Genomic DNA, 12,803 nt, shown 5'->3' with positions numbered 1-12,803 from the left:
CTCCCTATTCTTCCTCTGTAGAATCAATGACACCAACAATCATTGCATCAATTGGGACATTCGGATCTTCTGCCGAAATACGGGCAGCATTGCCTTGACTAATTAACACTTTGTCCCCGACACCAGCTCCAGCGTTGTCAGCAGCAATTAGAAATCCTTGCTTTTCGTCCTCTTGATTCAAAATATCAACCATCATAAATTTCCAGCCATTTAATTTTTCATCTTTTCTTGTTGACCAAAGGCTACCAGTCACTTTTCCTAAAAGCATCGTTTTTCCTCCTTACGTCAGCAATTGATGTTTCCGAGCATAATCTGTCGCTAACGGGGTTAAATAGGCATTTTTACTTAAAGAAACACCTGCTTCTGTCATTCTTATCAATTGTTTTTCAGTAATGTAGGTTCGTTTGGTCTCCGCCAAAGAACGAAGTTGTTTTTGACAGGCCGCCTGAAACACAGCGTAATTTTCTGAATCATGATAAAAAATCAGCCCAAACTGTTGGCACATGTCCACGTTTTCCTGAATCGTTTGTTTCAAACGATACTTCAATCGGGAATTTTTAGTCACTGAAGGTATTGGGGTTAAAACCAATACCGGCTTACCTTCAAATAAGAATGCTAAGATGTTTTTGACTAATTCATCCGTTTCCTGTAAATGCGCAATCGCGTTTACTTGGGAAATCGTTAGCCTCTTTACAACCAAACCTCGTGCTAGCTTCTGCTCCTTGGTTACCCAATTTACATCAGGAAAACGAACAAACATTTCTTCAGGAAATGCTTCTTTTGCTTCTGCTAAAGCCACTGAATAAGACGACGACAGCAATTGTTGGCAAATTCGATCAGTAATCTGTTGAATCAAATTTTCCATTTCAGAAACGTTCATTGTCCTTCCTCCTTTTACTTAAGAATATAGCCACGAGCTCCTTTGGTTAAGCCGCAAGCGTTGGCTTCATCGTAGTCAATATGCATGTACGTTGCAAATCGCGGACTGATTCGCACAACTACATCATCAAAGATTAACGGACGTGTGCCTTCCACTTTGACTTGCACAATTTGGCTATTGCTTACTTTATTTTTCAAGGCGTCTTCGGGTGTCATGTGAATATGACGTTTGGCAACAATTAAGCCGTGACTTAATGTCACAACTGCTGATCCGTTCATCAGCGTGACACCTGGTGTCCCTTCTGTCTTGCCACTCTCTCTAACTGGGGCGTTAATTCCTAAAATACGTGTATCCGTCATAGAAACTTCAACTTGTGATTCGCTACGTTCAGGGCCTAAAATAACCACATTTTGAAAAAGTCCTTTAGGTCCAGCAACCGTAATTCGTTCTTTACAAACGAACTGTCCGGGTTGTGATAAATCTTTCACTTTTGTTAGTTGATATCCTGGTCCAAATAATGCATCAATCTCTTGACGAGACAAATGAACATGTCGGCCAGAAGCTTCAACTTCAAAAGTATTTTGTTGTTGTTGCTGAATTCGTTTAACAACTTCTTCAACAATTTCATTCATTGAATCCAATTTGTTCATCTCCTAGTTTCGTGATATTTCAGCCATGGTGCTAATTAATTCTGTAGCCCAAGATTGAAAAAGGCCGAACAGTTGTGATTCTCCTTTTAACTGGAGAATAATTTTATCTAGTTGTAATTGAATTTCTTTTGAGGAATAGCGCCATTGTCTCTGTTGGTTAGTTAGAATAGTTACCTTTGATTCCAAAATGACTGGTTCCATTACAAGCGACTGTTCTAAAATAAATTTCTCTAACCACAGTTGTTGTTGTTCGAAATATAACCAACCTTCTGTTGATAACGCTTCATTCGTTAAGAAAGGCAAATACAATAGATGGCTTAAGTGCCGAATCTCATAAATTGTTTCTTTCGATAAATGTTCTTGTTTTTGTTTTTGTGAGGAGGCCTTCACTGAATGAACCTCAGAAAGCAATGGGTTTGTTGAAGAGAAGCTGCTATTAATCCGATGCTCGCGTAGATAGCTTTTGGCGGCTGGCGTCAGAAAACTGCCTACAGGAAACACAAAATCCGTGCCATCTTCTAGTTCTTTTTTAAGCCTTTTGATGCGAAGCATATCTTCTGTAATAACTGTCATAACACCCCTCCTCAATGAAAGTTTAGGACAGAAGTAATGAACCTACCTCTGCCCCAAAAAATCAAAATTATAATTCAGTTGTTGCGTGTGGTAAAATAGCGTCTACTTCTGTATGTGGACGTGGAATTACATGGACAGATAATAATTCGCCAACACGTTCTGCTGCAGCAGCACCAGCATCTGTTGCTGCTTTCACGGCACCAACGTCACCGCGAACCATTACTGTAACTAAACCGCCACCGACTTGTTCTTTTCCAATTAAAGTAACGTTTGCCGCTTTCACCATTGCATCGGCTGCTTCAACAGCACCTACTAAACCACGAGTTTCGATCATTCCTAAAGCATTTGTACTTGACATTATAATTTCCTCCTAAGATGTATGTTTTATTTTTAAAAATTTGGGACAATTATCAATTTGACTTAGGTCCCAAACCCTAAATCCAATAATTCATTTGTTTTACTCTTACTCGCTCGTTTCTTGTTAGTTTAAGCGAGCTAAAACTTGAGCCACCACGGCATTTACTAGTTCTTCTTGATTGGTTGTTTCGCAAGAAGTAGCCACAGATATGGTTGATGTTTGACCAAATTCTTGACGAATCTCTTCTAAATCACGCACGCCATATGCAACACGACGTAAATTGAACAGATTTTCAACCCCAATATTATCAGAAGTTGAGCTGCCACCAACTGCGCCACAACCAAGTGTTAATGCTGGCACTAAGTTAGTTGAAGCACCAATTCCCCCAAGTGTACCAGAGGTGTTAACAAGCAAACGAGAGACGGGTTTTCTTAAGCCAAATTCACGAATGACTTCTTTGTTTTCTGTGTGAATACCCATCGTATGACCCGCACCTTCACCTTTCAAAATTTCAATTGATAACGCGCAAGCTGCTTCCCAGTTTTCAACTGTATAGAAAGCAATAATCGGTGCCAATTTTTCTCTTGAAAATGGATATTTCAAGCCTACATGTGTTTCCTCGGCAACAATTAAGCGGCGATCTTTTGGAATAGATAAACCAACTAATGAAGCAATATGTTGAACGGAACGACCCACGATTTGCGGGTTCATTGTACCGTTTGGTCGTAAAATAAATTTAGCTAATTTGTCGGCTTCGGCTGGACTTAAGAAATACGCGCCCTGCTTAATTAACTCTTCTTTGACCGCTTCACGGTTGACAGTTTCAACAATAATTGATTGTTCCGATGCACAAATTGTACCGTTATCGAAAGTTTTTGAATCCATTATTTGTTTCACTGCATGAGGAACATTTGCGCTTCGTTCGATGTAGGCTGGTCCATTACCAGGCCCAACACCGATTGCTGGTGTTCCAGAAGAGTACGCTGCTTTAACCATTGCGTTTCCACCAGTAGCTAAAATTAAATTTGTTTCTTTATTTTTCATTAATTCGCTAGTCGCTTGCATGGTTGGCGTTTTGATGACCGAGACACAACCTTCTGGTGCCCCTGCAGCAATAGCCGCTTTTTGGATAATTTCCACTGTTTCAATAATCGATTTCAACGCATTGGGATGTGGTGAAAAAACAATGCTGTTGGCAGCTTTTAATGAAATTAATGCTTTGTAAATGACTGTTGATGTCGGGTTGGTAGAAGGAATTAATCCTGCAATCACACCAACTGGGACAGCAATTTCAGTGACTTTTTTGGCAGCATCATCATTGATCACACCAACTGTAGCTTTGTCCTTCATTTCGTCATATACTACTTTTGAAGCGAAAGCATTTTTGATGATTTTATCTTCATAAATACCAAATCCTGTTTCTTCATTGGCCATTTTCGCTAACTTTTCTCGTTGGTTAAATGTAGCCTCTGAAACTGCTTGGACAATCGCATCGATTTGTTTTTGCGAAAATGTTGCTAATACTTGCTGTGCCTCTTTGGCTTTTCTGATTAAATTTCTTGTTTCTTGGATGGAACGTAAGTCTTTATCTACTAATTCCACTCGTCTTCACTTCTTTCTATTTCCGCCATGATTGCTTGAATTAAAGCTTCTTTATTGGCAAATTTAATCTCACTTTTCTTTAAACTACTTAGGTTCATTTTGTAGGCTTGTTTGCGTAAATCAACCACGCGTTGTGTTTCTAATTTTTGGCGTATGCCAGTGTGTTCTTCCGAATCTGGTGTTTCAATCTCTTCTTCAATTACTTCTACTTGTTCCATCGGTTCAGGTGCTGACTTGGGTTCTGGATCTGATAAAATCACTTCCGTTTGAGCATCAACCCGTGAGATCACATGATGAGCAATTAAACAATTTAATTCTTTAGCTACTTCCGTTCCTACTTCAACGGCAGCTTGAACCGCGGCAACGTCACCAATCAGTTCCACAGTTGTTAAACCGCCATTAATAATTTCAGCTTTTAACAAAGTAACGTCGGCGGCTTTCAATGCCGCATCGGCCACACTAATGGCACCTAAAAATCCTTTGACTTCGACCATTCCTAATGCTTTCATTCAGGTCACATCCTTAATAACTCAACGGATTGTCAGCGATATTTTGAATGACTTGTTCAAACGCACTGCAAGCAGCTTTACATGCAGATTGACTACCTGTCAATAAGGCACCGCCAAAGTTCGTTTCAGAAGGTGGGCCATAAAAGACACCCATTTGAACATCGGCAGCTTTCATTGCTGCATCTAAGCCAACCATTGCTTCTAGCGGTGGTGCAATCAGATAAGCAATCGCTTCACCTTCAGGAATATTCGCTTGTTCAGATAAAAAGCTACCCGTTCTTGATACTACATGTGCAAAATAAACAATACTGTCATCTTCGTTAGCACTATAGAAGCTGGCTTCTTCTTCAATGACTTGCGTAATGACACTCAAGCCACTATTGACTTCAGCAGGACTCGGACCAGCAATAATGCCAATCACTTCACCGGCTAATTTGGTTGAAGCATTTGCTGCGCCAGCATACATACTTTTACCGTAAACTACAGTAACATCGGCGGCTTTGGTTGCTTCATCTAATGCAACATAAGTGACATCATCACAATCGGAAGTAACAATTCCTAATGAGCGATGTTCTGGTTTCAATGATAATTCTTTTGCTAATGCCGGATCGACATTGGGAATGACTTTCATACTTAGGACATTTGCGCCTAGACGATCATTTTTCATGAGAAATCCTCCTTTATTCAGCTTCTTTTAAATCAATACCAGATTTTTTCTTGTCTAACATTTTTTTGATAATTTCGGCAATGTAGGCCCCTGCTTCAACAGCCGGTGTCCCACCTTTGTGAATATTTGAAATAACTGTCCGCCGTGCTTCTGGCATACCGACAGTTGGTTTGTAAGCAATGTAGGCACTCATAGATTCAGCTGTTACTAAACCAGGACGTTCGCCAACTAGCAAGCAAACAACATCAGCGTCAGTGATTTCACCAATTTTATCCATTGCTGGCACGCGACAATATTTAACAAAAACTACATTGTCGAAATCTAAGTTGTACATGTTTAATCCTTGTTTAATTGCTGGTAGGACTTCTTTAATATTCGCTTCGATAGCAGCTGAACTAAGGCCATCCCCTACGACCATTTGGATTTTGGCTTTTGGTGTCGTATTTTTCCGAATGATTTCACTATTTTCTTCATCAAATTGACGACCATAATCTGGACGTGTTAAATATTCATCTTTACTGTTACAGATTGTTTTTGTAGAAATAAAATTCATTTCTTTTACCAAGTCTTCGCTTACGTCTGAAAAGACCGCATCTTGTGCTGCCGCATGGTCCGCTCGGAAACGTAATGTTGAACTAGTCATATAACGCGTCCCTGCACGACCAACGCCTAAACGAGCTGGCGAGAAAGCTTTCATTTTTAATAGTGCTTCAGGATCTACGGCATTTTTCAATAGTAATTGTTTACGTAAATCTACTTCAGTAATGTCAGGAATTAGGCCTTCTTCAATTTCTGTCGTTTCAGTGACGTGTGTTGTGACTGGTTTTTCTTCAGCAGTCACAGTGGCAGTCGAAACCGCTTGATTGTCAGCGACCATTTCTGTTAAAATTCCGGCAATCATTTCTTTTAATTCTTTTTCGTTCATTTGTATTCTCACCTCGTTTATTTAATAAATACAGATGCATCGCCAGCGCGACTTGTTAATTTTCCGTTTTCCATTAAGCCCATTTTTTCCATCCATTCTTCAAATTCTTTAATTGGACGTAAGCCTAATGTTTCACGAATCGTCGCAGTTTCATGGAACCCAGTTGTTTGATAATTTAACATGACATCATCGCCATGAGGAATCCCCATGATATACGTACAACCAGCTGTTGCTAATAACATTGCTAAGTTTTCCATATCATTTTGATCAGCTTTCATATGGTTGGTGTAGCAGACATCACAACCCATTGAAATTCCAGTTAATTTGCCCATGAAATGATCTTCTAAACCAGCGCGGATGACTTGTTTTGAATCGTAAAGATATTCTGGTCCAATAAAGCCGACAACGGTATTTACAATATACGGATCAAATTTTTTGGCTAAGCCATAACAACGCGCTTCCATTGTCACTTGGTCTGCGCCAAAGTTCGCTTCAGAAGAAAGTTCTGAGCCTTGACCTGTTTCAAAATACATCACATTAGGACCAGCTGCTTGACCACTGTGAAGCGCTAAATCTTGTGCTTCAGCTAAAATTTCTGCATTTAAACCAAATGCTGTGTTCCCTTTTTCTGAACCAGCGATGGATTGAAAGACTAAGCCAGTTGGCGCGCCTTGACGCATGGCTTCCATTTGTGTCGTTACGTGAGCAAGCACGCAAGTTTGTGTTGGAATTTCCCATTCGCTACGGAACTCTTCAAATTTGTTTAAGATCCGTTTAACACTTTCTGTAGAATCATCAACAGGATTCAAACCAATTAAGGCATCACCGGCGCCATAAGAAAGACCTTCCATAACTGATGCCATAATGCCATCGACATTATCGGTTGGATGGTTCGGCTGTAAACGATTTGAAAAAGTTCCGGGACGGCCAATTGTTGTGTTGGCGGTTTTTTCAATATTGATTTTTTTTGCGCCAACAATTAGATCCATGTTGGACATTAATTTACAGACAGCAGCAATCATTTCAGAAGTGAGTCCACGGGAAATTCGTTTGATATCAAAATCGGTTGTTTCCGAAGATAAGATAAATTCGCGTAATTCTGCAACTGTCCAATGTTTAATACTTTCAAAAATTCGCATATTGACTTGGTCAATAATAATGCGTGTCACTTCGTCTTCGTCATAATCAACAACGGGATTGTTAAACAAGTCATTTAAGGACAATTCCGATAAAACGACTTTCGCTGCCACGCGTTCTTCGGCTGAATTAGCAGCTACGCCAGCTAACTTGTCGCCAGACTTTTCTTCATTGGCTTTGGCTAAGACTTCTTTAACGGATGTAAATTGATAGACTTTGCCAAATAGTTTGGTTTTTAAAATCATCTTTGTGTCGCTCCTTTTTAATTAAATACTAAGGTCTTAACAATGACTGGAAGGACGGCCCCTTCTGCCACTGGTAAGCCGATATCTACATAATCACCGTTTTCTACTTTGACCGAGTCAAGACAGATAAACGGATAGTCTTTTGGCAGATGGGCACTTAAGGCATGCCCTAAAGCTTTCGCCATGTCTTCATCCACCATAACAATAATGGGAATTTGTTCAGCAACTAAACTAGCTAATCCTTCCACAATCCCTTGACCATAGCGTTGAATATCAGCAAATGTTGGATTGCTCATGCCTCTAATTGCTAGGGCAATCTGGGGTGTTTCTTCAATACGATGCCAATTGAGTTTTTCTTGGATTCGCTTGCCTAATTCTGTCACAGTAAGGGTTTCATCCTCTTGCGCTAATTTTAGAATTGGGATATTTTTTACCGGCAAAATTTGCTCACGATAAGCGATCGTGCTTCCGCTAATTTCAGCAGTGTGTGAACCTGCTCCGACGACCGTCGCTCGGATTGTTTCTGCGCTTTCTAAGACTTCTTTTTCCGAAAAAATCAGTGACTTTCTCAAGTATTTCCCTAAAAGTAAGCCGATGTCCCCATATTTAAAGAGATTCGTACTTGTCGTATTTAAGCAATCAGCCACACCACCAGAAAATGTTACAATTGGTAATTCCTCAGCTTTTCGTAGTGGATGGTTGGTTACTAATAACTGGTAGAACGGACTTTGTGTCCCCAAGCCAATGCTATTTTCTAACACGGCAACTAATTCCGAAATAATTGGCAGTAAGTTTTGTTCGGTGGCTTGGTCACCAAGGTGCAAGGTTAGCCCTTTTTTATTTATAATTTCTTGAATCTTCGGAGCTATATAGGTGATTTTTTGTTGTTGATCTAATTTAATTAAGCGTCCGCCAATGTCAAAACAAGCCGTGTCAATCACTTCACCATCTTTAAAGACAGCTAAATTTGTCGTTCCCCCACCAATGTCTAAATTAACCACTGGTTTGCGTTTCGTTTCAGAATAAGTTTGAGCCCCAGCGCCTTTTCCAGCAATGATACTTTCTAAATCAGGTCCAGCCGTAGCAACGACAAAATCACCTGCATAGCCACTAAGTGCTCGTAGCACATTGTTGGCATTGCTTTTTCGAGCAGTTTCACCTGTGATAATTACCGCACCCATTTGAATATCTTGTTTATGAATGCCTGCTTGGCGATATTGCTCCGCTACAAACGCTTTGATAGGTTCTGCATCAATTTCTGATTGGTTAAGTAAGGGTGTAAAGATAATGTCACTTCGGTAAATGACTTTTTTATCAGAAATGCTGATACGTGGTACTGTAAACGCAGAGGCAAAATTTTCAACAGTTAATTCTGACAAGACTAATTGGGTTGTAGACGTCCCTAAATCAATCCCTACGGTTAAAAGTGTTTCCTTCGACATCGCCTGACTCGCCTCCTTTTGCATACAAAAAGGCACTTAAAGAATCGTTAGAAAATTTCTTTCTACTTTTCTTTAAGCGCCTTTGCTTAATCAATGAACAACATCACTGGTGTTCTGTTCGAAATAGAAACAGGTTTTAGTTCCCTGTTTATTGGATTCAATTGTAATTTTTCCTTTTAATTTATCTTTTACGTAGCTTTTGACAATCATCAAACCTAAACTGGTCTCGTTACTTTGATGAACGTCATAGCCTTTACCATTATCTGTAACAGTAATGGTAATCATTTTATTATCTAATGTTCCACTAAGTTTAACAACGCCACTTGTTTGTGGCTCAAATGCGTGATCAAAAATGTTTTGTAATAGTTCGTTGACAACAAGGGAAATGGTGACCATTTGTTCGCTAGAAACCATAATGGCTGGATCAACATCCATCATCATCTCAATGGGTTGTGCGCCTTGAAAAAGATGTCTAAAATTATACATCACTGCTTCCAATGTTTGCCGTAAAGCAACGTCATCTTTGACTTGTTTTGACAGCAATTCATGGGTGGCTGCAATCGCCATAATTCGATTGACACTTTCATGAAGGACTTTTTTTGCTTCGGGGCTTTGCGTTCGCCGTTCTTGAATACGCAATAAGGAAACCACCGATTGCAAGTTATTTTTAACACGATGATGAATTTCACGAATCGCAACAGATTTGGAAATAATTTCCGCTTCTTTTTCTTTAAATTCTGTATTGTCTTGAATAATCATAATCAGTTGTTCTTCTGATGCCAACCATACTTTCCGAACCTTAAAATAATAATTAAGGTAGGTCGTTTTGCTTTCAATTGGTTGATTACTCATTTTATATTTCATTTGATACAACACATATTCAAAAGTTGTATAATCGATGGACAAATTGTCATAACTCATTCCAATGATATTATCCCGATAACCAAGTTTGCGATAAAGCTCTTGTGCATTGTGATTGGTAATTAATAAGTGACCCGCCGCATCAAAAATCAAAACGGCTTCTGCCAATTGATCAATAAATAATGCGTCGACTTGACTAGTTGATTTCGCTACTTTTGCTAACTGGCAGTTATTTAGCTCCTCTTTTTGTAAGTCCGCTTGAATCTCTTCATCTGCCGCAATCTCGACAATAATGACACCAATCGTTCGATGTTCATTGCGAATGGGATAGATATTTTGCTTAATCAAACGATTTTCCTGAGTCACTGCTAACAAACCAATGCTATTTAAGCTAGTCTGCATGGTACGCAGAACACCAGGTTCATTTTTTAATAAAGCTTCCATCCCGACGACATCTCCGCTATATAAAGAAGTTGTCTTCGCAGGCGGCTTATGATAAACGACTAGTGCTTGCTGTGACATTTCCTTATACACATCAATAAAAACATCTGCACTTTGATAGAGTGTCGTCGAAGAAAGATAACGTGCTGTACGTTGTAATTCTTTAATGTCTGATTCTGAAAGATTGGTATATTGGTGACATAATTGCTCTAATCGTTTCATTTATTCATCATCCATTACAATCAATTCTGCAATTTCACTCATACGTGCGCGTTTGTTCATACTTAACGTACGCAACATTTGGTAGGCTTCTTCTTCCGATATATGATTTTCTTTTACAAGAATACCTTTGGCTTTTTCGATAATTTTACGTTCTTCTAATTTTAAACTTAATTTATCGATTTGATTTAGTAACAGCTGCGTTTGTTTGCCTCGTTCAATGCTCATTTCAATTGTAGGTATTAATGATTTTTCGTCTAGAGGTTTAACTAAATAACCCAGTGCACCTAATTTTTTAGCCTTGTCCGTATTTTGTACGTCACTGTATGCAGATAAAAAGACAATACTACTGGCTAGTTGGTCTTGAACAATTTTTTTACCTGCTTTTAGACCATCTAAAATTGGCATTTGAATGTCCATTAATACTAGGTCAGGTTGTGTTTTTTTACATACTTCAATTGCTTCAAAACCATCGGCCGCTTCACCGACTACTTCGTATCCTGCTTCTATCACAATATCACGAATATCGAGTCTCGTAATAGGTTCATCATCGACTATTACAATTCGTCCATCCATTTTCTTCACGCCCTTGTCCTTTCAACGCTATGTTCTGGTAATTTTACAAGTTACAGAAAAGTTTAAAATCTGTTGTAAACCTTCAATCACCGCTTGTAAGGCTGCTTCCACTGAGCTTACGTCACCAGAAATGACTACCGATCCAGAAAAACGATCAATAAAACCGATTTGGATATCTCCGCTTTTAGTCGCAATATCAACAGCGATAATTGCCGCTTCGCTCGGAGTGATTGTCAAAATACCTAGTGCATTGCTGGTGCCTTCTGGCAACCCTAATTTTGTATAAATTTCTTTATTAGGACTAGCAATGATGTGCGCTAACGTTACTTGTTTCCCAGGAACATATTCTTGAATCATTCGTTGTTTTTCTTCCAACCAGACTCGCTCCTTTAATTTAGCAAATAAAAAATCCTCAATAAAAAACGTAAAGGTTCCACTTTCGCTTTCTACTAAGGAGCTTCTTTGCTCTTAAATTTTGAAGCACGCCGTTGTGCTACCCACATTATATGTTATCGATTTCATCCTGTCAATCGCTTATAAGATAGAATTTAAAATTTTTGTCACTTCTGCTGCTGTTGGTTGGACAGGATTTGTTTTGGTGCAGCCATCCATCAATGCGCCTTCAGCTATTTTTGGGATCGCAGCTTGGACTTCTTCTTTTGGTAAACCATAGTCACTAAAAGTGGCAGGCATGTTTAATTTTTGACGGAGTTGCTTGATTTGTCGAATAAATTGTTGAACACCAATCCGTGCATTGGTTGTCTGTGTATCATTTAGACAATTTGCTAACTGCGCATAACGTTTGGCTGTTGGTTCGTTGGTGACTTTGCCATTCGCTAAGCCACTGTTATATGCAATGACTTCAGGTAAGAGCATTGCATTCATTCGTCCATGTGGCACATGTAAACGCGCACCTGCCGCATGAGCAATGCCGTGATTCAAGCCTAACGAAGTAACATTAAACGCCATCCCTGCCATACATGAAGCTAAATGCATATTTTCACGAGCTTGTTGGTTGCTACCCTCATTAAAGGCTATTTCTAAATTGTCGAATACCAGGCGAACGACTTTTTCGCACAACGCATCTGAAATCGGATTTGCTTCTGTTGAAACATACGCTTCAATAACATGCGTTAAGACGTCCATTCCTGTATCCGCTGTGATTTTTGGTGGCACACTCATCACTAAATTTGTATCTAAAATCGCAATTTCTGGTTGAATTTCATCCGTTACAAGCGGGATTTTGGTGCCAGTTTCTGCAACCGTAATCACTGAAAAATTCGTAACTTCTGAACCAGTTCCACTAGTTGTAGGAACCGCAATAAACTCAGCAATCTGAGTTTGCAAAGTACGTTTGCCAAAAAATTTCATTGCTTTGGCCGCATCAATAGCGGATCCCCCACCTAAAGCTAATATCGTATCTCCTTGAAATGCCGCTAACTGCTTAATTCCCGCAGCAATCTTATCAATTGGTGGATCGGGGATGATGTCACTAAAAATTTGCCATTCACTTTTTGTTAAATGCTTTGTCACTTCATTCACAAATCCAGAGTCAACCATGAATGGATCTGTGACAATGAAAACACGTCTATCATGAAGTGTTTCCAAATTGGCTAATGCGCCTTCTCCTACCCATAGTTCGGTAGGGAAATGAATTGTTTTCATCTCAATTCCTCCTTAATAAAATACAAAAAGACACTTCAAACAAACGAAAAATC

General features: G+C 39.4%; 15 protein-coding genes. All 15 read right to left on the bottom strand.

The features are described 5' to 3' along the window. Positions 1 to 4 precede the first annotated feature (4 nt). The 15 genes from IGK86_RS07635 to IGK86_RS07565 all read right to left on the bottom strand — a co-directional run bounded on the left by IGK86_RS07635 (position 5) and on the right by IGK86_RS07565 (position 12,750). Complete coding sequence (locus IGK86_RS07635; RefSeq protein ID WP_002357519.1) at positions 5 to 268, bottom strand: EutN/CcmL family microcompartment protein; 264 nt, start codon at positions 266 to 268, stop codon at positions 5 to 7. A 12-nt stretch (positions 269 to 280) separates the two neighbouring features. After that, positions 281 to 880 (bottom strand): TIGR02536 family ethanolamine utilization protein, encoded by a 600-nt coding sequence (locus IGK86_RS07630; protein ID WP_010707565.1) that lies wholly within the window; start codon positions 878 to 880, stop codon positions 281 to 283. Positions 881 to 894: 14 nt separating this feature from the next. Then, positions 895 to 1,530 carry an ethanolamine utilization phosphate acetyltransferase EutD gene (gene eutD / locus IGK86_RS07625; RefSeq protein ID WP_002357516.1) on the bottom strand — a complete coding sequence of 212 codons (636 nt, stop codon included), beginning with the start codon at positions 1,528 to 1,530 and terminating at the stop codon, positions 895 to 897. Positions 1,531 to 1,533: 3 nt separating this feature from the next. After that, positions 1,534 to 2,103, bottom strand: a complete 570-nt coding sequence (locus IGK86_RS07620) for a hypothetical protein (RefSeq protein WP_002374804.1) — start codon at positions 2,101 to 2,103, stop codon at positions 1,534 to 1,536. A gap of 67 nt (positions 2,104 to 2,170) precedes the next feature. Then, positions 2,171 to 2,461, bottom strand: a complete 291-nt coding sequence (locus IGK86_RS07615) for a BMC domain-containing protein (RefSeq protein WP_002357513.1) — start codon at positions 2,459 to 2,461, stop codon at positions 2,171 to 2,173. Between the two features lie 123 nt (positions 2,462 to 2,584). Beyond that, the gene (locus IGK86_RS07610; protein WP_016617363.1) at positions 2,585 to 4,063 is read right to left on the bottom strand and encodes an acetaldehyde dehydrogenase (acetylating); all 1,479 of its coding nucleotides are present in this window, start codon (positions 4,061 to 4,063) and stop codon (positions 2,585 to 2,587) included. Continuing rightward, complete coding sequence (locus IGK86_RS07605) at positions 4,054 to 4,572, bottom strand: BMC domain-containing protein (RefSeq protein WP_002366723.1); 519 nt, start codon at positions 4,570 to 4,572, stop codon at positions 4,054 to 4,056. The genes IGK86_RS07610 and IGK86_RS07605 overlap by 10 nt, the downstream gene beginning before the upstream one ends. A gap of 13 nt (positions 4,573 to 4,585) precedes the next feature. Then, positions 4,586 to 5,239, bottom strand: a complete 654-nt coding sequence (gene eutL / locus IGK86_RS07600; protein WP_002357509.1) for an ethanolamine utilization microcompartment protein EutL — start codon at positions 5,237 to 5,239, stop codon at positions 4,586 to 4,588. A 13-nt stretch (positions 5,240 to 5,252) separates the two neighbouring features. Then, the gene (eutC, locus tag IGK86_RS07595) at positions 5,253 to 6,164 is read right to left on the bottom strand and encodes an ethanolamine ammonia-lyase subunit EutC (protein ID WP_002363986.1); all 912 of its coding nucleotides are present in this window, start codon (positions 6,162 to 6,164) and stop codon (positions 5,253 to 5,255) included. A 17-nt stretch (positions 6,165 to 6,181) separates the two neighbouring features. Next, on the bottom strand, positions 6,182 to 7,546 hold the full coding sequence (locus IGK86_RS07590; protein ID WP_002357506.1) for an ethanolamine ammonia-lyase subunit EutB: 1,365 nt from the start codon (positions 7,544 to 7,546) through the stop codon (positions 6,182 to 6,184). A 17-nt stretch (positions 7,547 to 7,563) separates the two neighbouring features. After that, entirely contained in the window at positions 7,564 to 9,012 is a 1,449-nt protein-coding gene (gene eutA, locus IGK86_RS07585; protein ID WP_438742270.1) for an ethanolamine ammonia-lyase reactivating factor EutA, read from the bottom strand. Positions 9,013 to 9,078: 66 nt separating this feature from the next. Next, positions 9,079 to 10,512, bottom strand: coding sequence for a sensor histidine kinase (locus IGK86_RS07580; RefSeq protein WP_002357504.1), 1,434 nt, complete (start codon positions 10,510 to 10,512; stop codon positions 9,079 to 9,081). Beyond that, positions 10,513 to 11,085, bottom strand: a complete 573-nt coding sequence (locus IGK86_RS07575; RefSeq protein WP_002357503.1) for an ANTAR domain-containing response regulator — start codon at positions 11,083 to 11,085, stop codon at positions 10,513 to 10,515. A gap of 27 nt (positions 11,086 to 11,112) precedes the next feature. Beyond that, positions 11,113 to 11,460 (bottom strand): ethanolamine utilization microcompartment protein EutS, encoded by a 348-nt coding sequence (gene eutS / locus IGK86_RS07570; protein WP_002345864.1) that lies wholly within the window; start codon positions 11,458 to 11,460, stop codon positions 11,113 to 11,115. A gap of 159 nt (positions 11,461 to 11,619) precedes the next feature. Further along, positions 11,620 to 12,750 (bottom strand): 1-propanol dehydrogenase PduQ, encoded by a 1,131-nt coding sequence (locus IGK86_RS07565; protein WP_002363992.1) that lies wholly within the window; start codon positions 12,748 to 12,750, stop codon positions 11,620 to 11,622. Positions 12,751 to 12,803 lie beyond the last annotated feature (53 nt).

It is taken from the genome of Enterococcus sp. DIV1206, from assembly GCF_051712485.1.
GTDB lineage: Bacteria > Bacillota > Bacilli > Lactobacillales > Enterococcaceae > Enterococcus > Enterococcus faecalis.
Note: the sequence above shows the minus strand (reverse complement) of the source record. Positions and strands in the feature narration are given on the sequence as shown.